19 protein-coding genes and 3 pseudogenes are annotated in these 20,104 nt (G+C 53.7%); 13 read left to right on the top strand and 9 right to left on the bottom strand.

From position 1 onward, the window contains the following. Positions 1 to 765, top strand: a complete 765-nt coding sequence (locus ACNYC6_RS00315) for an SDR family NAD(P)-dependent oxidoreductase (RefSeq protein WP_419710555.1) — start codon at positions 1 to 3, stop codon at positions 763 to 765. Here the strand turns inward: ACNYC6_RS00315 and ACNYC6_RS00310 are convergent, their stop codons facing one another. Further along, on the bottom strand, positions 766 to 1,665 hold the full coding sequence (locus ACNYC6_RS00310) for a LysR family transcriptional regulator (protein WP_419710554.1): 900 nt from the start codon (positions 1,663 to 1,665) through the stop codon (positions 766 to 768). 162 nt (positions 1,666 to 1,827) lie between these two features. Here ACNYC6_RS00310 and ACNYC6_RS00305 point away from each other — a divergent pair, with 162 nt between their 5' ends. From ACNYC6_RS00305 to ACNYC6_RS00295, 3 genes are all read left to right on the top strand, one after another. Then, a complete protein-coding gene (locus ACNYC6_RS00305) occupies positions 1,828 to 2,925 on the top strand; it encodes an aldo/keto reductase (RefSeq protein ID WP_419710553.1) in 1,098 nt (365 codons plus the stop codon). Positions 2,926 to 3,323: 398 nt separating this feature from the next. Beyond that, complete coding sequence (locus ACNYC6_RS00300; protein WP_419710552.1) at positions 3,324 to 3,665, top strand: NUDIX domain-containing protein; 342 nt, start codon at positions 3,324 to 3,326, stop codon at positions 3,663 to 3,665. Between the two features lie 41 nt (positions 3,666 to 3,706). Beyond that, positions 3,707 to 3,910 carry a hypothetical protein gene (locus ACNYC6_RS00295; RefSeq protein ID WP_419710551.1) on the top strand — a complete coding sequence of 68 codons (204 nt, stop codon included), beginning with the start codon at positions 3,707 to 3,709 and terminating at the stop codon, positions 3,908 to 3,910. Between the two features lie 22 nt (positions 3,911 to 3,932). Here ACNYC6_RS00295 and ACNYC6_RS00290 read toward each other — a convergent pair whose 3' ends face one another. Further along, positions 3,933 to 4,265: a hypothetical protein gene (locus ACNYC6_RS00290; protein WP_419710550.1), complete on the bottom strand. Its 333-nt coding sequence runs from the start codon at positions 4,263 to 4,265 to the stop codon at positions 3,933 to 3,935. Further along, the gene (locus tag ACNYC6_RS00285) at positions 4,246 to 4,515 is read right to left on the bottom strand and encodes a hypothetical protein (protein ID WP_419710549.1); all 270 of its coding nucleotides are present in this window, start codon (positions 4,513 to 4,515) and stop codon (positions 4,246 to 4,248) included. Before ACNYC6_RS00285 ends, ACNYC6_RS00290 begins: the two co-directional genes overlap by 20 nt. A 178-nt stretch (positions 4,516 to 4,693) precedes the next feature. Between ACNYC6_RS00285 and ACNYC6_RS00280 the strand changes: the two genes are divergently transcribed. Then, positions 4,694 to 5,467 carry a ParA family protein gene (locus tag ACNYC6_RS00280; protein ID WP_419713044.1) on the top strand — a complete coding sequence of 258 codons (774 nt, stop codon included), beginning with the start codon at positions 4,694 to 4,696 and terminating at the stop codon, positions 5,465 to 5,467. Between the two features lie 194 nt (positions 5,468 to 5,661). On the opposite strand, the gene ltrA is transcribed toward ACNYC6_RS00280, so the two are convergent. Further along, positions 5,662 to 6,930: a group II intron reverse transcriptase/maturase gene (gene ltrA / locus ACNYC6_RS00275; protein ID WP_419710548.1), complete on the bottom strand. Its 1,269-nt coding sequence runs from the start codon at positions 6,928 to 6,930 to the stop codon at positions 5,662 to 5,664. A 605-nt stretch (positions 6,931 to 7,535) separates the two neighbouring features. Next, a pseudogene (locus ACNYC6_RS00270) lies at positions 7,536 to 7,988 on the bottom strand (RraA family protein); the annotation flags it as partial. A 127-nt stretch (positions 7,989 to 8,115) separates the two neighbouring features. Here ACNYC6_RS00270 and ACNYC6_RS00265 point away from each other — a divergent pair. The 6 genes from ACNYC6_RS00265 to ACNYC6_RS00240 all read left to right on the top strand — a co-directional run bounded on the left by ACNYC6_RS00265 (position 8,116) and on the right by ACNYC6_RS00240 (position 15,057). After that, positions 8,116 to 9,012 (top strand): LysR family transcriptional regulator, encoded by an 897-nt coding sequence (locus ACNYC6_RS00265; protein ID WP_419710547.1) that lies wholly within the window; start codon positions 8,116 to 8,118, stop codon positions 9,010 to 9,012. Positions 9,013 to 9,816: 804 nt separating this feature from the next. Further along, positions 9,817 to 10,110, top strand: a complete 294-nt coding sequence (locus ACNYC6_RS00260) for a LysR family transcriptional regulator (protein ID WP_419710546.1) — start codon at positions 9,817 to 9,819, stop codon at positions 10,108 to 10,110. 184 nt (positions 10,111 to 10,294) lie between these two features. Beyond that, entirely contained in the window at positions 10,295 to 11,200 is a 906-nt protein-coding gene (gene hpaA / locus ACNYC6_RS00255) for a 4-hydroxyphenylacetate catabolism regulatory protein HpaA (RefSeq protein ID WP_419710545.1), read from the top strand. Positions 11,201 to 11,497: 297 nt separating this feature from the next. Next, a complete protein-coding gene (locus ACNYC6_RS00250; RefSeq protein WP_419710544.1) occupies positions 11,498 to 12,667 on the top strand; it encodes a p-hydroxyphenylacetate 3-hydroxylase oxygenase component in 1,170 nt (389 codons plus the stop codon). 58 nt (positions 12,668 to 12,725) lie between these two features. After that, on the top strand, positions 12,726 to 13,652 hold the full coding sequence (locus ACNYC6_RS00245; RefSeq protein WP_419710543.1) for a p-hydroxyphenylacetate 3-hydroxylase reductase component: 927 nt from the start codon (positions 12,726 to 12,728) through the stop codon (positions 13,650 to 13,652). A 193-nt stretch (positions 13,653 to 13,845) separates the two neighbouring features. Beyond that, on the top strand, positions 13,846 to 15,057 hold the full coding sequence (locus ACNYC6_RS00240; RefSeq protein ID WP_419710542.1) for a multidrug effflux MFS transporter: 1,212 nt from the start codon (positions 13,846 to 13,848) through the stop codon (positions 15,055 to 15,057). Between the two features lie 192 nt (positions 15,058 to 15,249). Here the strand turns inward: ACNYC6_RS00240 and ACNYC6_RS00235 are convergent. The 4 genes and pseudogenes from ACNYC6_RS00235 to ACNYC6_RS00220 all read right to left on the bottom strand — a co-directional run. Beyond that, positions 15,250 to 15,408: pseudogene (locus ACNYC6_RS00235) on the bottom strand (carbohydrate porin); the annotation flags it as partial. Between the two features lie 29 nt (positions 15,409 to 15,437). Beyond that, positions 15,438 to 16,481 (bottom strand): Kelch repeat-containing protein, encoded by a 1,044-nt coding sequence (locus ACNYC6_RS00230; RefSeq protein ID WP_419710541.1) that lies wholly within the window; start codon positions 16,479 to 16,481, stop codon positions 15,438 to 15,440. A 130-nt stretch (positions 16,482 to 16,611) separates the two neighbouring features. After that, positions 16,612 to 17,187, bottom strand: a complete 576-nt coding sequence (locus ACNYC6_RS00225) for a flavodoxin family protein (RefSeq protein ID WP_419710540.1) — start codon at positions 17,185 to 17,187, stop codon at positions 16,612 to 16,614. Positions 17,188 to 17,264: 77 nt separating this feature from the next. After that, a complete protein-coding gene (locus ACNYC6_RS00220) occupies positions 17,265 to 17,933 on the bottom strand; it encodes a DsbA family protein (RefSeq protein WP_419710539.1) in 669 nt (222 codons plus the stop codon). A gap of 301 nt (positions 17,934 to 18,234) precedes the next feature. Here ACNYC6_RS00220 and ACNYC6_RS00215 point away from each other — a divergent pair. Both ACNYC6_RS00215 and ACNYC6_RS00210 read left to right on the top strand, forming a co-directional pair. Beyond that, a pseudogene (locus ACNYC6_RS00215) lies at positions 18,235 to 19,220 on the top strand (aldo/keto reductase). A gap of 253 nt (positions 19,221 to 19,473) precedes the next feature. Continuing rightward, positions 19,474 to 20,082 carry a TetR/AcrR family transcriptional regulator gene (locus tag ACNYC6_RS00210; protein ID WP_419710538.1) on the top strand — a complete coding sequence of 203 codons (609 nt, stop codon included), beginning with the start codon at positions 19,474 to 19,476 and terminating at the stop codon, positions 20,080 to 20,082. Positions 20,083 to 20,104: the final 22 nt, after the last annotated feature.

Raw genomic sequence — 20,104 nt, 5'->3', positions numbered from 1 at the left:
ATGAGCTTTTCGTTTGAAAACAAAGTTGCACTGGTCACCGGTGCAGCGTCTGGTATTGGTCTGGCGACCGCTAAGGCGTTCGCCCAGGCCGGGGCAGCAGTTGCGCTTGTAGACGTCAACGGGGAGGCAGCAAAGGCACAGGCCGAGGCACTGGTTGCCGCTGGCTACACGGCCATTGGTCTTCGCTGTGACGTCGCCGACACTGATCAGGTCGAGGCCATGGTCAAGGAGACCATCGCTACATTCGGGCAACTCGACGCGGCGTTCAACAACGCAGGTATCCAGAACATCCTGGCCGAAATCGCCGATGCGACCGTCGACGACTATGACCGCGTCATGTCCATCAACCTTCGTGGCGTCTGGGCCTGCATGAAGTTCGAACTGGAGCACATGCGCCGTCAAGGTAGCGGCACCATCGTGAACTGCTCTTCGCTAGGTGGACTGGTGGGTGGTGCAGAACGCGCCAACTATCACGCTGCCAAGCATGGTGTGATCGGCCTGACCAAGAGCGCCGCGCTTGAATATGCCGCCCGTAACATTCGGGTCAACGCGGTATGCCCGGGGCTGATCTGGACACCGATGGTTGATCAGATGGTCGCATCGGGGCAGGGCGAGGCTCTTGAAGGCATGACCAAGGCCGTGCCGATGGGCCGGCATGGTCAACCCGAAGAAATCGCTGACGCCGTCCTCTGGTTGAGTAGCGCTTCTTCCAGCTACGTGACCGGGCAATCCATTTCGGTGGATGGTGGTTTCATCATGCGCTGATCATTCTGGGGCGTCACGATAACGAAGGGCATCAATAACGACCTCTACGCCACGGGACATTTGCTTACGGCTTGCGTAGTAAACATGAAGGCCGGCGAAGGTCGGGAACCAGTCCTCCATGACGAATTCCAAGCGACCGTCGGCAACGTACTCGGTCGTTAGATCCTCTGGAACGAAGGCAAGGCCAACGCCTGACAGGGCTGCGTTTAGGAGCTGTGAGCTGCCGTTACAGATGAACTGTCCTTCTGCGCGCACCTGGGTTTCATGAGTGCCTTTCTTCAGCTCCCATGCGTAGAGCCCGCCGCTGGCGAACCTTAGAGCGAGGCAGTTATGGCTCAGCAAGTCTTCAGGTTTTTTCGGCCTTGGAGCACGGTCGAAATACGATGGGGCACCCACTATCACCATACGGCGGTCGGGCCCAATACGAACAGCGATCATGTCCTGAGCAACCTGGTCGCCATTTCGAACGCCGAGATCAAATCTCTCGGCGACCACATCGGTGAGCCCGTAATCGATGGAAATCTCGATCTTCAGTTCGGGATATTCAGTGAGCACATTAGTTAGACGTGGCCATATCAACGTATCGACCGCGTAGTCAGTAGACGTAATTCGCACAGTGCCTTTTGGTTTGAGCGCGAACTCGCCAATAGCATTGAGTTCTGCCTCGACCTCAGCCAAGCGGGGGGCCACAGATTTCAGTAGCTGCGCGCCTGCTTCTGTCAACGAAACGCTGCGCGTGGTGCGTGTCAGCAGGCGCACACCCAATGACTCTTCCAGGCTTCGCACCGTGTGGCTTAGCGACGAAGGTGACAGCCCTAGTTTGACCGCTGCCCGAGAGAAACTCAGTTCACGAGAAACTGCCAGAAAGGCTTGTACATCACTGATTCTATCTTTTGACATTGCTGGCTATCATTCATGAGTCTATGCGGATTTTAGCGCATAGACGCTCAATAAGCGCGACTTTACAGTGGGGTATCTCTTTTCAGTCCAGGGGGGAGCATGCGTTTCGCTCTGGAGGAGCCATCTGGTCTCTGACTGTGACCAATTATGAGGAATCGAAAAATGGAACGTCGACAACTTGGAAGCAGCGGCACAATCGTCTCGCGATTTGCGCTCGGCACGATGTACTTCGCCGGTGAAACCTCCGAGCAGGATGCGTTTGCGATCATGGATGCGTACGTCGAAGCTGGTGGCAATTTGATCGACACGGCGAATGTCTACATGGGCGGCCAGTCCGAAGCGATAGTAGGCCGTTGGTTTGCCAACCGGCCGCGCGACATCACCGACACCGTTGTGCTTGCATCCAAAGGACGATTCTCCACCCACGCTGGTGTCAACGCCGCTGGGCTTTCCAGACCAGGGCTGAATCGGTTGCTGGATGAGTCGCTACGCAACCTTGGGAGAGACTCGATTGACCTCTATCAGCTTCATGCCTGGGATCCTCTGACGCCCGTTGAAGAAGTCATCCTTTTTCTTAATGACGCGGTTCGCGCGGGCAAGATTCATTACATCGGGCTCTCCAATTTCCTGGGGTGGCAGTTGCAGCTTTTTATCTCCACGGCTCAACGCCTCGGTGCCACACTCCCAGTGACCTTGCAGCCGCAGTACAGCTTGCTGTCGCGCGAGATCGAATGGGAGATAGTGCCAGCAGCGCTTCACAATGGTATCGGCCTGCTCCCTTGGTCTCCGCTTGCCGGTGGATTCCTGGCGGGTAAGTACGAGCGCGGCAGTATTCCTGCAGTCAACACTCGTGCCGGTTCCGAGAAGCCGCTTTATCAATGGGTATCGGCCGAATACGCCGAGTCGGATCAGAACTGGGCGACTATCGAAGCGGTAGTGCAGGTTGCTCAGGAAATCGGGGCTACGCCTTCCCAGGTTGCCCTTAGCTGGCTTGCCGACCGGCCAGCGGTGACCGCCCCGATATTTGGTGCACGCACCCTTGAACACCTCAAAGACAATCTTGGCGCGGCCGATCTTCACCTGAGCGAGGAAGCGACGCAGAGGCTGGAGAAGGTCAGCCGCCCGCAGTCCGGTGGCTATCCCTATGGCGCCTTCGGTAATGGCCAGCGTGCAAGGTCATGTGATGGAAGTGCCGGCCTACAGAACAATGTCGAAGTCGGTAGCGAAGCACCTTTAGGGCGCTCCGCTCAGCGCAAATAACAGCATCCGTTCATGACAATCATCAAGGCATCGCCTGAGTCCGGCAGCGACGCCTTGATGCATGCGCCCATGCCTTGCAGGCAACCGTCGTGAGTTAGCGAAATTAGCCGAAATGACAGCTGAATGAACGACGAGCTCCTCCGGTAGCTGCGGCAGAGAAATTGACTATCCATCATCTTAGAGAACGGATCTTCTTATGACTGAAAGGCAGACGCTTGGCCATTACCCACGATCCTCTTGGATGTTTTGGCTATCCGCAGCTTTAAGTCCAGGTTCTCTGTAGCTGCCTCCACAACGATATCTGCACCATTCAACAGCGAGTAATCAGTTGAGCTCGGACGCTTACCCTTAAACGACGGGCGACAGTCATCCTACGCCAGGATGAGCAAATCCTTTTTGTGCGCAAACGCAACGCAAAGTGGAATCTACCGGGTGGACGCGTTGAACAGGGCGAGACGCCTTTGCAAGCGGCCTTACGGGAGATGGCAGAGGAGACAGGATTGGCTATCGATCAAATCTCTTATGTCTGCGAGTACGAGGACGACAAGGTCATTGATTTTTTGTTCGAGGCCCGGCGGACGTTCAATCAGAAGCCTCGTGCCGGCAATGAGATTGATGATTGCCGCTGGTTCAGCGCAAAGGATTTGGACAAGCATCCTGTTCGGGGGGCAATCAGGTCGTTGCTCAAGCACTTCGCCTCCGACACGGGCGATACCTCGGCAGTTCACGCCATTGGTTAGCGTCCACGTTGAACGAGCATTGAACCTGGGAGTGTCTACGAATGGGCAGCGACTATCGGATTGAATCTCAGCGACTTGAAGAGGATTTTGCAGATGCCTACGCCGCGTATCGCAAGCATATCGAATCCACTCCGTACCCCTTTAACGAGGATGATTGGGCTGAACATGATCGCTACCGCAATGCAGTAACCGCAGCAAGCGCGGCATGGGGCAGGTACTGCTTCGACAACCAGCACCTGCGCTGAATGCGCTCTAACTGTGTGGCACTTAGGTTTTTTCTGAGCCTTCATCTTTCAAGGTGAACGAGCTAGATGCAGCTTGAATCCGCCCTTGCAGCTGAGCAACATAGGCCTGCGCATCTTCCAAGTTCTGAAATGACACAGCGTTGTCGTCGAGCCAGACCTTGCATCCGCTTCCTTGCTCATTCACTTCGATTTTGACATTCATTGGCAGAGTCCCTGTGCGTTTGGTGCGGCAGAGAGTAATGCATTTTGGAGATGTATCAAAATGAAACAGAGGCTCTAGATCGGTGCTTTCGGTGCTTTCTGGTTTTATGTTGGTATAGTCATCTAACAAGACATCATTGGTAATTTCTGGCATTCACTACCTTGGCTTGAATTCCGTCAAGGTACTGGGACTTCAGCTCTTTGGTTAACGGCCCCAGGATGGGGTTTTTTTTGAACCGCGCCAACAAATGCTCAATCACCCGATCGACCTTGGCGTAGGCAGCGGTGACGCTTGACGGTACCAGCGGATCAAATTCGATCCTTTCCATCTCAATATCTAGTCGTTTCAACACAGATTCGGCGTCCAGGATCTGGTGGCGTATTTCATCCGGCGAGCATTGCATTGTCGACCTCCTTGTAATGCCATAAGTACAGACACGTTTCTCATTGACTGCAGTCGGGTGACGCAGGCAGGGCATGGCAGCCGCTGTCTTAAAACTGAAACATAATTGTCGCGTAGAAATATTACTGAAATGTTTCAGTCCTATGATCAAGGGAGATCTTTTTCAGGTTACCTCCCTCATGCGTCGAGCTGTGTTCAATCAAAAAGGGGGCGTTGGCAAATCCAGCATCGCCTGCAATCTCGCAGCTGTCAGTGCTGCCGAAGGCTACAGAACGTTGCTGGTGGATCTCGATCCTCAGGCTAACTCTACCCACTACCTGACAGGACTGACAGGCGATGATATCCCCATGGGGATTGCCGATTTCTTCAAGCAAACCTTATCCAGCGGGCCGGCCAGCAAAAAAAATCGGGTGGCCATCACTGATACTCGGTACGACAATCTGCACCTGGTCACGGCCAGCCACGAGCTTGCCGACCTGCAGTCAAAGCTTGAGTCAAAATTCAAAATCAATAAGCTGCGCCCCTTGTTGGTGGAGCTTTCCGAAGATTACGAACGCATTTATATCGATACGCCGCCATCCCTGAATTTCTATACCTTCAGCGCAATGATCGCCGCCGACCGCGTGCTGATTCCATTCGATTGCGACAGCTTTTCCCGTCAGGCGCTCTACAACGTCATCGCGCAAGTGGCCGAGTTGCAAGCTGACCATAATGAGTCGTTGATCGTGGAAGGCGTGGTGGTGAACCAGTTTGTGGCGCGTGCCAGCCTGCACCAAATGCTGATCGACGAGCTGGTGGCCGAAGGCTTGCCCGTGTTACCGGTTTATTTGAGCAGCACGGTCAAAATGCGTGAGTCCCATGAAGCGTCGGTGCCCATGATTCATCTGGCGCCACGCCATAAGCTTTCATTGGAATTCGTCAGCCTGTTTTCCGCTTTGGAAAGAGCCGGTTGATCGCAAAAGCAAGGTTGAAATTTCAGCGTCTGACGATGGGATAGCACGCTTTGTTTCCCCATCTTGTTATCGCCAGCGCAGGATTGACCCAGTTACCGATATTTCACTGACCCAGGCTCCTACCTTGTGAACCATTGGTAAGTAGGCCGTAGGAGTTTCACCTTCAGCCTCTCGCAGAACCGTACGTGAGTCTCTCAACTCATACGGCTCCCGTTGCCCGGTCGAACCTCATTTCCATAGACATGCCAGTGCACGAAAAACGATGGACAGGCTTTCTTCATCCGGTTGAGCCAGTCAGCACTGCGGCGCTTGTGCCCCGCCAGTGGTTTGTACTTCTGACGGGCCCAGCGTTGCAGCTTCAAGTCAAAGTGATTGAAGACCTTGCGCATCACCGTTTTGTAGAAAGCCCCATAGTAATTCCACCACCCTCGAAGGGTAGCGTTGTACTGCTTTGACAGTTCCAGAAGGCTGGCTGGTGTTTGTCGCTGGATATTCCAGCGGCGAGTTTGTTTACGCATCCGTTTCAGAGCCTCGTTACTGGCACCGGGCAGGAAGCTGGTAAACCGGCGTCCATGATTGCCCCATGCCTCCCGTGGCCGGAAGGTGAATCCCAGAAACGTAAACTGCGTCGTTGGGTAATCTGCTTTACGGTTACAGTCCTTGCAATAAACGATCTTCGACTTGTCCGGGTGCATGCTCAGCAAACACGCCTCCAAGCGCGCCTTGATTGCCGCCATCACCTCACATGCCTGCTTTTCACTGCGGCAATGAACCACCGCATCGTCGGCATAGCGTGCAAATGGACAGCCCGGAAACGTCCTTTGTATCCAGGCATCGAATACATAGTGCATAAACAGATTCATCAGCAAAGGACTGATCACCCCACCTTGGGGTGTACCGCTATCACGCGGCACCTGGACGCTATCAGCGGTCTCAAACGGCGCTTTGAGCCACCGCTCGATATACAGAACGATCCAGTCATCCTTCACATGATGCCTAACCGCTTTGAGCAGCAGTTCATGATCGATATGATCAAAAGCACCCTTGATATCAAACTCCACCACCCAATTTATATTCCAGCAGCGTTTCCGAGTGATCTCGACCGCCTGTTTGGCTGATTTTCCTGGTCGATACCCGTAGGAGTCCGGATGGAAAAGGCTGTCCAGTCGAGGCTCTATGAGCAGCTTGACAACGGTCTGAGCCACACGATCAGCGACGGTTGGAATACCCAGCTTGCGTTTGCCTCCTGATTGCTTCGCAATTTCCACCTGCCGAACCGCAGGCGGAAAATAGGAACCCGATGCCATCCGGTTCCAAACCTTGTACAGATTGCGTTGCAGCTTCTGCTCGAACTGGGCAATAGACTGTTCATCTATCCCAGCGGCTCCTCGATTGGCTTTCACTCGCTGGAAGGCCTCCCAAACTGTCAGTTTGGAAATGCTGTACGACTTTGCTGTGCTCATACCACTCCTCCCCGCCGAAGCAGGTTGATGACATAAGCCAGCTGGGCAACGCCACCCCTTCGCTCCATTCCCATTACAAGAACTTCATCACTACTACGAATGGCTCCGCCCCTCGACCTCTGCATCGGTATTCTTCCTTGCGGTGGTAGCCGCTTGTCATTTTCCTTGGCATCAAAGGCGAGGTTCTCACGTTCCCTATCAAAGCCTGTATTGAGCTCATGCCGCCTATACACCGGCTGCCATCTGGACAGTAGACAGGTATCTTCCAGACTGATCTCGAGGCTACTGGTCGACCTCGGTTTTGACAGCATTTGAATCCATAACGATGCGTCTTCGGACGGTTTGCTTTCGCTCATCTTCTCAATACGTACCTGACGCCGTTATCGGCGCCTTTTCCAACGGTCGCTCACCACCACGCCTTTTGAACGCAGCAGCACCGGGTGGTTTGAAGCCAGCTCCTGCAAGCAGACTCCGGGAGGCCTACTCCCATCTTTGATACAGCATCGCTGGCTTACGCCAGCGTTCGTGACACACACCAGCGCTGGATCTTTGCCGTTTGGTGTTGGGTCAGCGTGGTATCGGCCACTGGGTCAATTCGGCGTCAGCACCAACACGTTTATCTCTCCAGGGCCGCTTTTGTAGGGGCCACAGTGCACAACGCTGCGGGCGTAGCAAGGCGTGTCCTCGAAACTGGCGACGTCACGAATCGCACCGTCAATAACGAACCCGACGCAACCTCGTTGCTGGGCGTAAAGCTTGACCAATTCGCCAATCACCGCGTTGTTGGTATCGCCTTGGGCGTCTACCACCAATACATGGCCTGGCTGCAGCATGCTCATGGCTTTGTAGATCAGAAGATTGTCGCCTGGGCGGGTTTTGACCGTCAGGGCGGTGCCCACCAGCTTTCCGCTGCGGTTGTAACGAGTCAGGCCGCGAGCGCCGATGTGGCGACCCAGGTTGTCGCTGATGTGCGGCGTCACCACGTTGGTGAAGGCTTCCAGCACTTCGGCATCGGCTAGCGGTGGATTGGGAAGAATGCGTGAACCGGGCAAGGACATGGCTGATCTCCGAAAGTTTGAGGTAGCAGCCGGTCAGGGCTGTGGCTCGATCTTAGGAGTGAAAAAGAAACAGTTTTAGCGATATTTTATTATGCGTTAGCATCGCTTTTTTTCATGTGGTGTTGTCATGATCACCTTCAAGCAAATTGACGCGCTTTACTGGATAGCCGAACTCGGCAGCTTCGAAGCGGCGGCAAATAAGCTCAACATGTCTCAGTCGGCTATTTCCAAGCGCATCCAGGAGCTTGAAGAAACCTTCGACGTGGAGATTTTCGACCGTAGCAAGCGCAATGCCCGGTTGACCGAAAAGGGTGGGGAACTGCTGGATTACGCTAAGGACTTGCTGGAACGTCGCGACTATTTGCTGGAGCGCGTGAGTGCTCGTGAAGTCCTGGTACGAAGGTTTCGCCTTGGGGTCACCGAGCTCACTGCCCTTACCTGGTTGCCTGCCTTAGTAGAGGCGTTGCGACAGGCTTATCCCAAAGTGCAGATCGAACCGTCGGTGGAACTGAGCAGTGAGTTGTTCCGCAAACTGGAGAATAATCAGCTCGATCTAGTCATCGTGCCGGATGTTTACAACGATGCTCGATTCGTAAGCACTCCACTGAAAAGCGTTGAGAATGCCTGGATGTGTGCTCCGAGTCTGATCTCGGATCCGGATCCTGTGAGGATCGAAGTCTTGGCCGGGTGCACGGTATTGACCCAAGGTTCACAGTCGGGCACGGGCTTGATCTACGAGCGATGGCTGGCCTCGCACAACGTGCAGATGCTCAAGACCATCACCAGCCACAATTTGTTGGTGCAGGTCGGTCTCACTTTGTCGGGGGTTGGGGTCAGTTACCTCCCTAAGGCCTGTCTATCCCACTTGATCGACCAAGGTGCGTTGCGAGCATTGGTCACAACACCTGGACTGCCAAGAATTCGCTACACCGCGCTTCACCGCAATGATCGCCAATTTGGATTGAATCAAAATGTGGCGCAGCTAGCAGTCGAATGCTGTGATTTTTCAAAACTATTGCTGTGAGCATTTCAGAGCGTGAGTCCATGCCGACCTTGTAGCTATCCCATACAGAAAGCGCCGTGATCTCCAGGCTTAAAACTAACAGCCATGTCAGAGCGAGGCTGCAGATGAAGCGTGGTGTTCATCCTGTGATATACGGCCTTCAGCGTTCAACGCTGAGCACACAGCGTCTGCCTCTGTCCTAACTTTGAACACACCATTCTTGCTGGCCGAACCGCCCTCGACGAGATCAACGATCTCGATATCGCTTGCTGCCATCGTCTAGTGTGGTGGTCTCAATCACTCTGAATCTTTCGTGCATGGTTGCTTCCGTGCATGACATTGGTGATCTAGAAGTACCGGCAAAACAAGACGATTTCAAGAACGGGACGGGCTTAAGCTGAGACAATTTATGACAGTGCACCATACCTCTCAGCGTCACGATCGACTCTCTTAGTCATGATCGATTCGGTAGCCAGCCAACGATTAACTCGAACGAAAAAAAACGGCTCCCAACATTACCAAGAGCCGCATAAGCTGGTTTTTCCAGCATACGAGAGGGAGGGTTTTACCGCCCCCTACCAGGCGGGACTACATCAGGCATACCACTCGATAAATCGTTCAAATTCTTCAAAGTGTTCAAAACGCCAATACTGAGCAGCCTGCCCAATTCGTAACCGTGAGGCATGCTTTGTAGTGGCCTGTAAATTTTGGAATCCTCTAGCTTCCTTGGCGCGGAGGGCACAATGCTTGGCGTAGGGAGCAAAGCGTTAGGGATGGGGGAGTAATAGCATCGTGAGGAATGAGTACAGAACGGCGTCCTAAGCAATGCCCGGTTCGAGAATAAAAACTTTTGAAGGAAATGACCTACGCGAGCTCCTAACCTTTCTTGTGATCTACCAAGAGAGGGGGGTGGTGAAGGCTTCCAAGCGTCTGGGTGTTGGTCAGCCAGCCGTAAGTAACACACTTTCCAATCTGCGCTGCAGATTCGATGATGTTTTGTTCACAATGCCAAACTGCCAACCCACGTCCAAATCGCACAGGATGGCTGAGATCCTTTTCCCCGCGATGGACTGCCTTCAGAAAGCGATCGATGAGGTACAACATCTCCGAGCTGACTGATCCTTAGCTGCCGAGACGGTGGCATCGCTGTTAGGTGAGCGAGCAAACTTCCTGTAGCGACTAGCCTGTCCATTGGACTCAGCGGCATCATCGCGCTCGCACACTAAGCGACTCACCTCAAAATCATGTGCGCAGGTGAGTCGGAGTGCCTGTTCCAGCCTAAAAATAAGACGAGCCGACTGCCATGAATACTGTGCGTTCGCCGATCCCCAATATCAATATCGGCCAAGTCTATGATCAACGTTACAGCGATGCTGAAATCCATTACGACCGGTTGAGCAACCTAGCTGGTTTTTTCGGCCGTAACATGCCGGTGCATCGACATGATCGTTTTTTTCAGATGCATTACGTCAAAAGCGGTGCTGTTCGTGTGTATCTGGATGATCAGCAATACGTCGAACGGGGGCCGATGTTTTTCCTCACCCCTCCGACTATTCCTCATTCTTTCGCCACAGAACCCGACAGTGAAGGTCATGTACTGACCGTAAAGCAGCAGCTGGTTTGGAGTCTGCTCGATCAAGATTCTGGACTTGCGCCTTCCCCAACGATGTCCCCTGTGTGCGTCGCACTGGACAAGCTCGACGATGAGTTCAAGCCAGAGGCTGACCGCCTGAGTTTCATGCTGGATGAGTTGCGGTGGGAGTTTGATGCTCGCGGGGTGGGCAGGGGGCCGGCGCTTGAGGCGCTGACTCGTCTGATAATGATTAGCTTGTTCCGCTTGGCGGGGCAGTCATTATCAGCACGTCCCGCTCGCCATGAGGATCTACAGGTTTTCTATCGCTTTAACGCCCTGATTGAAGAACGTTACTTGGAGCACTTGTCTCTTGCGGTCTATGCACAGACTTTAGGGGTTAGCGAGGCGCGGCTTAATGATATCTGCAGGCGAGTCGCGGCGTTACCTTCCAAACGGATTGTGCTCGAGCGATTGATGCAGGAGGCAAAGCGACTGCTGCTTTTCACTGGGCACTCCTCTAACGAAATATGCTACCGATTGGGTTTCAAAGATCCTGCGTACTTCAGTCGATTTTTCCAACGGTATGCGCATATGGCTCCCGGCGAATATCGACTGACCCAAGGCGGATTCAAGTAATTACTACGGCATTTTCTCGCCTTCCAGGTTCTGTGCGTCAGGTCGGTTTCACTACACGCTCAGCGACAGCTCCCCAGTCACATCAACCGACTCGGTACCCACGATGCGCCGGTGCTTGCCCACGTTTTTCATCTTGGTGTGAGTGAGGGAATACGAGTCATTCAATCGACATTGTGATGGAGTGGGTGCTACGTTTTTGGTCTATGAAAAGTGCAATAGTCTCCGTGGAACGTCCATTTCGAACATGGTGAATGCCCGTAATACTGGACACCAAATCCAATAACAACAGGTGTCCCAATGAAGCAGCCAAACTCCTTGCTTGAAGATCTGAAGTCAGTTCTGCCGACGATTGCAGCTAATGCTGCAGAGGCAGAAAAAGATCGAAAAGTACCAGAGCAAAACATCGCGCTTCTCAAAAGCATTGGCTTGCATCGTGCGTTTCAGCCCCGGGTATACGGAGGCCTTGAAATGTCACTTCCCGAGTTTTGCGACTGCATCGCGCTTTTGGCAGGGTCTTGCGCCAGCACAGCTTGGGCGATGAGCTTGCTCTGTACTCATAGCCACCAACTCGCTATGTTTCCCAAGCAGTTTCAGGACGAGCTGTGGCTCGAAAATCCGGACGCGACCGCCAGTAGCAGTATTGCCCCTTTCGGTAAAGTCCAAGAGGTTGAAGGTGGGGTAATGTTCAGTGGTCAGATGGGATGGAGTAGCGGTAGCGATCACGCTGAATGGGCGATCATGGGATGTCGCCGGCAGAACGCCGAGGGTGGCCAGGACTACTGCTTTGCAGTTCTGCCTCGAAGCGACTATCAAATCCTCGATGACTGGTTTGCCCTTGGCATGAGGGGGAGCGGAACCAAGACGCTGAGCGTTGATAACGTCTTTGTCCCGAACCACCGCATTCAGAAAGCCAAGGACATGATGGAAGGCAAATCCGCAGGGTTTGGCCTGTACCCCGACAGCAAAATCTACTACACGCCATATCGTCCATATTTCGCAAGCGGCTTTTCGACTGTCAGCCTCGGCGTGGCGGAGCGGATGCTCGAAGTCTACAGAGAGAAGACGCGCAATCGGGTGCGGGCGTACACCGGGGCTCAAGTGGGCGCTGCGACTCCTGCTCTCATGCGCCTAGCCGAGTCGACCCACCAGATTGCGGCTGCACGCGCATTCTTGGAGAAGACGTGGCAAGACCATGCTGCGCATGGTGAACGTCATGAGTACCCGTCTAAAGATACCCTCGCGTTCTGGCGTACCAACCAGGCGTATGCGGTGAAGATGTGCATCCAGGCAGTTGATCGGCTCTTTGAAGCCGCCGGTGGCGGGGCATGGATGGAGAGTAATGAGCTTCAGCGATTGTGGCGCGACTCCCACATGACAGGGGCTCATGCCTACACGGATTACGACGTATGTGCACAAATTTTAGGGCGTGAGCTGATGGGGCTTGAACCCGACCCAACGATGGTTTGATCTCCCTTTCAAAAATAATAATCAAGCGTGCTGCTTATCGCGGCGCCAGGAGTCTTGCATGTCTATTGAATTTGATGCTCGCGCATTTCGTCGTGCTCTCGGCAACTTTGCTACAGGTGTGACGGTAGTCACTGCAGCAACAGAGGATGGCAAGCGCGTAGGCGTGACGGCCAACAGTTTCAACTCCGTTTCACTCGATCCTCCTCTCATCCTCTGGAGCATCGACAAACGCTCGAGCAGTCATGAGGTTTTTGAGGCAGCGAGCCACTTCGCGGTTAACGTGCTCGCAGCGAATCAAATCGATATCTCAAACAATTTTGCCCGTACCAAGGACGATCGATTTGCAGGCATCAGTTTTGAGGATGGGGAGGGCGGAGCTCCAGTGTTTGACGGGTGCTCAGCGCGGCTGCATTGCGAAAAATACCAGCAAGTAGACGGTGGGGATCATTGGATCATGATCGGCAAGGTCGTCCGCTTCGATGACTATGGACGATCTCCGCTTCTGTATCATCAGGGTGCGTATTCAATGGTACTTCCTCACCCTCAACTTGCATCAAAAGAGTCCGTGACCCATCCAGCAAGCAGCTTTGAGGGACGCTTGGCGGGAAATCTTTACTACCTTATGACCCAGGCTGTACGAAGCTATCAATGCGGTTATCAGCCACGACAATTGGCTACTGGTTTACGTACCAGCGAAGCTCGTATGTTGATGGTGCTGGAGAATGACGCGCAGCTTAGCCAGGGTGAATTGCTTCGTGAGGTCGCGATGCCCCAGCGCGAAGTTGATGAGGCCGTCGCTAATCTCGTTCGCAGAGGCCTGGTGACAGAAAGCGATGGCAGGGTAGGTCTGACCCCTTCTGGCGTCGAGCAAACTGAGCAGCTTTGGCAGATTGCACGCGAGCAGCAGAACCAAGTTTTCGAAGGCTTTGAGCCTGAGGATATCGAAAATTTCAAACGTGTATTGGTCGCTGTAATCACTCGCTAACATCGAACTGATCACGAGTATTTGAGCACATGGGGCATGAGCTTAAACGGCATGTCCCTCATTGTCCGGCAACCATATTTTCTGCTCCTAACTCCAGCCATCACGATCGCAGTTTTTTGCTCGGACGGGGGCCTATTACGATTCCCGATCGCGCTTCTGGATTTGGCAGCAGAGCGAATTACAAAGGTGAAGCATGTCTGATCTACGCGCAAGGCGTGGCACCATAGCGTTGCTAGCATCACTCACTGCATTTCCACCACTGTCGATTGATACCTACTTGCCTTCGCTTCCACAGATTGGTCGAGAGCTGATGACGAATGAGTCAGCAGTGCAATCGAGTATTGGGGTTTTCCTACTGGCGATGTGCCTAGGTATGCTTGTGCATGGGCCACTTTCAGATCGCTTTGGTAGGCGGCGAGTCCTTCAGTGCGGCATTGCTCTGTACCTTGCTTCGACAGTGGGGTGTGCGCTCTCGCCCGACGTCGATCGACTAATCCTTTTCAGGTTCTTCCAGGGCCTAGGCGGCGCGGCTGCATCCGTATTGGCCAGGGCAATTGTGAGAGATGTCTTTCCCGTCAGCCAAGCTGCGAAAATACTCTCTTGGATGCACTTGGCTACGATGCTCGCAACGTTGATCGCCCCCTTATTAGGTAGCGGTTTGTTGCAGTGGGGTGGCTGGCGGTCGATTTTTGCAGCGTTGTTTGCGTTAGCTCTGGTTTCTGGATTACTGGCCGCAAAATATTTGCCCGAATCACATCCTCCCGAAGCAAGGGTTTCCACCCTTTTGAAAGGGTTTGCTAGCTACCTGCACCTCATCAAGAGCCGGACGGTAATGGCTTACATTGGCTGTATGGGACTTTGCTTTGGAGGGATGTTTGCGTTCATCACGGGCTCACCCTTTGTGTATATGAATTATTTCGGTGTCGCCCCGGCAGCTTATGCGGCGCTATTTGCATCGAACATCGTTGCCATCATTCTCATGACTCTGATCAACGCTCACTATGTTTCCAGATGGGGTCACCTACGTATGATTTTCGCAGGAGCTTGTGTCTCATTTATTTCGGCCCTGACGCTGATACTCACTGCTTACTTAGACTTGAGCAGTCTGCCATTGATTGTCATTTGTGCGATGGCGTTTATTAGCGTCACCGGGTTGCTGGGCGCAAACTGCGTCGCCGCTTTACTCTCTCTCCGTGGCTCCCAAGCTGGAGCTGTCGCCGCATTGGCTGTCGCTTGTCAATTTGCGCTAGGTGCGGGCTTTAGCGCCTTGGTGGGAGCGCTCAGCGATGGGACGGCGCGACCAATGTGCTTGGTAATGGGTTTGGCCGGGATTGGATGTTTCGCCTGTGCATGGATAGTTAGGATTCAGGCCACCAGAGAGCGTTGCGCTGAACTCCAGGGATAATTTTTTGAAGCGTACGGATGGCCAGAGGCCGGCAGCCCTCGAGGAGCTAGGTACCGAAAAATAGATTGACCTAACCGAATACAAAAATATTTTCGGGGCATTACAGGTTAAAAGCCCGGTTTCAACCGGGCAATAAGGAGCAGACCTAGGAACCTATGGTGCCTAGGATCGGATAGCAGCGGCACCATCAGCTCAGAAATCAATGACTGTCTTCAGGCCTAAAACGAAAGCGTCGTTTACTTCTTTGACCGCGCCGGGATTATGGATGTACTGAAGGTTCGGTCTTAGGGTTAACCAGTTCTCTACATGCACGCCGTAGTAGATCTCAGCGTTGTACTCCGACCCTTGGAGGGCGGGCCAAATCTATATTCGGGTCGGCGTCACCGGCTAGGCTGGAGTTCGAGCACCTCATTCAATTTACTCGGCTCATTCGCACCTGGTTGCGTTGCGCCATCAATAAAGTAGATACGGTTTGCAACCACTCCGGCGCCGAGGCCATGCCGAGGTGTCGGTAGGGCTGGCAAAGCCGACCAAGTGTCCTTGGCAGGGTCGTAGATCCAGCCCTCAGCAAAAGCTTTCTTTTCGGGAACCCACTGCTCTCCGCCAAAAACGTACAGCTTTCCTGCATAGGTAGCTGCTGCAGGCGCTCCTTGGGCTTGAGGCATTGGCGTCCTGATTGTCCAAGTGTTAGTTGCTGGATCATAGACTTCCAACGTAGCAACGTTCACCTGGCTCAAGTTTCCATCCGCTTGCCTGACGACTGTTCGACCGCCTACTACATAGATTTTGCCGTCAATCACCGCGCCGCCAGCACTATTGCGGGCGCTTGGGGCGTCCGCAATGCGATGCCACTGTTGCGTTGAAGGATCTAGAACATCACTCTGGACAGTGTCCTCATAATCGCGGAAGTGCTTTGCATCCGGCTTCATAGCGCTCCGACCACCGAGAGAGTAGACCTTCCCTTGAACCGCCTCGACCACGCCTTCCGCATGTGGGTGTGGCATGCCAGGGCCGTCAGACCACCGGTTGTTTTTAGGGTTATAGATAAAGACCGAGGAGTGCATCTGCCAGTCAGGATAAGCGCCCGAGAATCCACCGATGCCATAGATCAGTCCGCCGGTTTCAGCGAGGGCTATGTGATGCCGAGCTTCGGGGAGGGGTGCTAGTTTGCTCCACCGATTCAGCTTCGCATCAAAGGCTTCAAAGTAGGCGGTGAAACCCGGGGCTGGGGTCTGCAAGCCTCCAGCTACATAGATTTTGCCGTCGAATTCGACCGGATAGATCTCCTGTCGCGCGAGACCTGCATCTGCTGCGCGAGACCAATGAGGTAGTGCAGTTGTTTCTCTTTCACCCTGAGCAAATGTGCTGCCCGAGGCTGTCACAAAAAGGGTGGCAAATATCGCCGGGATGATGAGATTGGGCATGTGGACTCCTTGGGCCTTGTACGTAATTCGGTACGGCCGCCTTAAAGAATGTGGCCAGATATGCGAGGAGGTTTTCCCTCCAGCGACTGTTCGCGCTGCTCTGGGAGCGACCGTCCGAATGAAGAGTGAATTAATGAGCTAGGCGTGCGGAGAGGGTCGCAACGCGTTCGCCGAGAAATTCGGATGTGCGCAGATCACCAGCGCTGGGCGCTTCGTCAGGCGAAGCGTCTGACGGCGACGTTGCCAATGCGCCAGCATAGCCGCCAGCATGGTTTACATCGCTTGTCGTGCTGCTCTTCTTGTTGGCCGGCAGTTGGCCGAGCCCGACCCAGATTTGGCCCTGCTGTTGGGAAAGAGTGAAGAGGTACTGGATAGTGGAATATTTATCGCCGTTGGATGATGCCGAATTAGTGAAACCCGCCGCCACCTTGTCTTTCAGCCCCTGGTTGTACCAGTGTTTGGACGTTGCATCGGCGAATTTTTTGAACTGCCAGGCTGGGCCCCCCATGTAAGTCGGCGAGCCATAAATGATGGCGTCGTACTCAACGAGCGAGTCGAGAATACCATCAGGCAAGTCGCCCTGTGCGTCGATGCGTAGCAGGTCGACTTGGGTATGGGCCACCGAGCTGGCGCCTCGCTGTACGGCTTCGGCTTGCTTGACGGTATGGCCGTAACCACTGAAATAGATAATGGCGATCTTGGTCATTGCGGTGCTCTTTGAGTGGAGAACGATAGAGATGGAACATTTTAAGAATTAAGACGCTAATGGCATCGCCGCAGCTGTTAACTCAACCGCCTACGCAGTCTGTCCACCAGTGGTGCAGGGTTTTGATACAGCTCGGAGGAATCGATGGCCTCGAACTTTCCATCAGCGTGCAACAGCAACTGAGGTACGCCACGGATATTCAGTTGGTTCATAAAACGTTGAGTGGCTTGGATGCGGGTATAGGTTTCGTCCGCAAGCAGTTCATCGGTATGTAGGCGGCTCTCAAAAGCAGATGCGTCGAGTACTTGGCCTGCGAGCGACGCGACAGTGCTCGCGACCTGCGCCACAACACTACCCTCAGCGGTGTTGCGTCCTTTGATGTAGCGTGCGACCTGCAACTCATGCAGCAGTTTGGGCTCAAGCGTTGGATCGATGGCTCGAATGGCAGTTAGCGCACGATTGATCAGGGCTGAGTCGAACCGCACGTTCTTTCCTAACAGGACATCGCGATGATAATCCTCGCTGAATATCTGCCCGGTCATATCCTCAATCCGCTGATCATTACCCCAAGCATAACGAGCCCAGTCTGGACTCAATTCACGTGCTCCGGTTTCGGAGAACAGGCCGCTAGGTAGCATTTCTAGCCGGTCGGGCCACGAGTGGGCTAGGGCGGCCAGTGCCGGTGCGCAGGCGTAGCACCATCCGCAAAGCGGGTCGAAAACATAAATTAATTGGGGAGCTGACATGGCAAGCAGCCTCATGGCTAAAGCAGTGCCTCGACTCTATTTGATTGCCTGCTGATGATATAGGGCTGGATCAATGACGCTTTGTTGCGCAGTTCGATCATATCGGCAACATTGAATAGAACAGCGACTGGAATGCAGCAGTTCGGTGCCGATATGTCCCGTTTATGCAACGAAGCGTAAACGCTACTGCGCCTATTTTCGGCGAACCTCAGCTGCCATCAGTGCTCAACCCTTTGCTACCAATCAGGTGAGTTGAGCCTTTCGAGGGCACGCTCATTTCGTTCATCTAGTAGGAGAGGTCATGAGCCTAAAAGACAAAATAATCGGCCGATTGGGTTTGGATCTGCCCCGCTCGGAAATGCGTTCCGGGCTATTCCTGAGGAGGAAGCGGCCACAACGGTTGAGGCCGCTTGGGATGCAGGCATTCGTTACTTTGATACTGCGCCGCTTTATGGCGCCGGTCTGGCCGAAGAGCGTCTCGGGTTGGCCCTATCAAAATACGGCCGCGATGAATTCACACTCAGCAGTAAAGTTGGCAGGTTGATCAGCGATGAAGGGCGGGGCAATTCGTACAAAGGAGATTTCGAGTTTGGGAGACCCAACAAGATCATCACTGACTACTCTGCTGACGCTACATTACGATCGATCGAGAGCAGTCTTGAAAGGCTAAAAATGGATCGATTGGATGTGGTTTATGTCCATGACCCTGCACAAGATGCCCACGGGGATCATTGGATAGAGCACTACAACATTGCACGCACTGGTGCATTCAAGGTGCTGGCCAGGCTTAAGGAGGAGGGCGTCATCAAGGCATGGGGCTTGGGCGTGAACAGGGTCGAACCTTGCGAGCTGACGCTTGATTTGGAGGAGTCGGAGCCGGATGGGTTTCTGCTAGCCGGTCGGTACTCCATCCTCGACCACAACCAACCGTTCGAACGCTTGTTTGCTAAAGCGGAAAAACATGGTGCGGAGTTCGTGATAGGGGGAGCTTACAGCTCCGGCGTTCTGGTTGGAGGCAAGCATTTCAACTACCGGGAAGCACCTCCGGAGGTAATCGCCAAAGTGCAAGAAATCCAAAAGCTTGTTCAGTCGTTTGATGTAGGGATCAAGTCTGCTGCGCTTCAATTTGTCCTGGCTCATCCCCTTGTTGCAGCAGTCATACCGGGGTCGAGCAAACCCTCACGCATCGATGAGGATGTGCGAGCCGTCAAAACAATCGTCCCAGCAGAGTTCTGGCAGTCTATGAAAGACCGTGGATACCTTATAGACCAAGCTCCGACGCCTTGATTTATAGTTCTTGCCGTCGGCCTCTTCATTCCGGATGAGCCGCAGTTGCGTCAGGATCTGGAGGCACTCAAGGCTTGGCGTGATGGCCCGAATAAGTGCCGCGCGGAGGCGGCGTAGCTGGTTGGGCTAATGACAACCCGGCTTGGAGATACACTCGTACCCACTAGCGCCAAGCCGAGCACCTCCTTTTCCTTTGAGGTTTGATCTAGAACCGCGTTTGCACCGTTGCCTTCATGCCAATAACATGAACTCAATGCAACGTCTCCAAGGCCAAGCCATGTTCCCCCAAAAAATGAGTAGCGGTGTAACCCTCACGAAGGGCGAAAAAACTCGTGCCCGCCTACGTACGATTGCCGCAGCTGAGTTCGCTGATCGAGGATTTCACAATACCAAGGTTAGCGACATCGTGAAGGCGAGCGGCCTGACACAGCCTGCCTTCTACAAGTATTTTGAAAGCAAGGAAGCTGCCTATGATTCGCTAGTTGAGGAGTTTCGGCACCGACTTGAAACCCTTACCAACACGTTGCTTATCAGCGGTCAGGAGGAGCTTCTGGGAAATGTCAAAGCTGCAATGCTCAGCGTTCTCGAGTTCCTCGCCTCAGATCCCGACCTCACGGAGATTGGTTTCTTCCAGCCTCCCGGGTGCAAGGAAACGAAAGCAGGGCTTGCTTCCTGGATTGCCTCCAACGTGGAAAAAGAACAGGTCATGGGCATCTTTCGATCGGACATACGAGCTGCCCAAATTGGAAGATGCTACGTCGGGATGCTTGATCAGATTGCGCGAGAGAGCACCACGGTTGAAGAGCGTAACCTCGCGGCGCATGAATGTGCGTTGCTTATCTGCGAGGGTATTCGGGGTTAGTGATCTTCGGTCGCAAGAAAAA

It is taken from the genome of Pseudomonas sp. NFX224 (assembly GCF_048565165.1).
In the GTDB taxonomy this organism is placed as follows: domain Bacteria; phylum Pseudomonadota; class Gammaproteobacteria; order Pseudomonadales; family Pseudomonadaceae; genus Aquipseudomonas.
This window is presented reverse-complemented; position numbering and strand designations above follow the sequence as displayed.

What these genes read in the sequence shown, in the direction of transcription:
- ACNYC6_RS00250 (WP_419710544.1), top strand. Translation starts at nt 11,498, where the DNA reads ATGAAGCAGCCAAACTCCTTGCTTGAAGATCTGAAGTCAGTTCTGCCG.
- ACNYC6_RS00280 (WP_419713044.1), top strand. Translation starts at nt 4,694, where the DNA reads ATGCGTCGAGCTGTGTTCAATCAAAAAGGGGGCGTTGGCAAATCCAGC.
- ltrA (WP_419710548.1), bottom strand. Translation starts at nt 6,930, where the DNA reads ATGAGCACAGCAAAGTCGTACAGCATTTCCAAACTGACAGTTTGGGAG.
- ACNYC6_RS00245 (WP_419710543.1), top strand. Translation starts at nt 12,726, where the DNA reads ATGTCTATTGAATTTGATGCTCGCGCATTTCGTCGTGCTCTCGGCAAC.
- ACNYC6_RS00290 (WP_419710550.1), bottom strand. Translation starts at nt 4,265, where the DNA reads ATGCCAGAAATTACCAATGATGTCTTGTTAGATGACTATACCAACATA.
- ACNYC6_RS00265 (WP_419710547.1), top strand. Translation starts at nt 8,116, where the DNA reads ATGATCACCTTCAAGCAAATTGACGCGCTTTACTGGATAGCCGAACTC.
- ACNYC6_RS00260 (WP_419710546.1), top strand. Translation starts at nt 9,817, where the DNA reads ATGCCCGGTTCGAGAATAAAAACTTTTGAAGGAAATGACCTACGCGAG.
- ACNYC6_RS00220 (WP_419710539.1), bottom strand. Translation starts at nt 17,933, where the DNA reads ATGTCAGCTCCCCAATTAATTTATGTTTTCGACCCGCTTTGCGGATGG.
- ACNYC6_RS00285 (WP_419710549.1), bottom strand. Translation starts at nt 4,515, where the DNA reads ATGCAATGCTCGCCGGATGAAATACGCCACCAGATCCTGGACGCCGAA.
- ACNYC6_RS00310 (WP_419710554.1), bottom strand. Translation starts at nt 1,665, where the DNA reads ATGTCAAAAGATAGAATCAGTGATGTACAAGCCTTTCTGGCAGTTTCT.
- ACNYC6_RS00240 (WP_419710542.1), top strand. Translation starts at nt 13,846, where the DNA reads ATGTCTGATCTACGCGCAAGGCGTGGCACCATAGCGTTGCTAGCATCA.
- ACNYC6_RS00295 (WP_419710551.1), top strand. Translation starts at nt 3,707, where the DNA reads ATGGGCAGCGACTATCGGATTGAATCTCAGCGACTTGAAGAGGATTTT.
- ACNYC6_RS00305 (WP_419710553.1), top strand. Translation starts at nt 1,828, where the DNA reads ATGGAACGTCGACAACTTGGAAGCAGCGGCACAATCGTCTCGCGATTT.
- ACNYC6_RS00315 (WP_419710555.1), top strand. Translation starts at nt 1, where the DNA reads ATGAGCTTTTCGTTTGAAAACAAAGTTGCACTGGTCACCGGTGCAGCG.
- hpaA (WP_419710545.1), top strand. Translation starts at nt 10,295, where the DNA reads ATGAATACTGTGCGTTCGCCGATCCCCAATATCAATATCGGCCAAGTC.
- ACNYC6_RS00210 (WP_419710538.1), top strand. Translation starts at nt 19,474, where the DNA reads ATGCAACGTCTCCAAGGCCAAGCCATGTTCCCCCAAAAAATGAGTAGC.
- ACNYC6_RS00225 (WP_419710540.1), bottom strand. Translation starts at nt 17,187, where the DNA reads ATGACCAAGATCGCCATTATCTATTTCAGTGGTTACGGCCATACCGTC.
- ACNYC6_RS00230 (WP_419710541.1), bottom strand. Translation starts at nt 16,481, where the DNA reads ATGCCCAATCTCATCATCCCGGCGATATTTGCCACCCTTTTTGTGACA.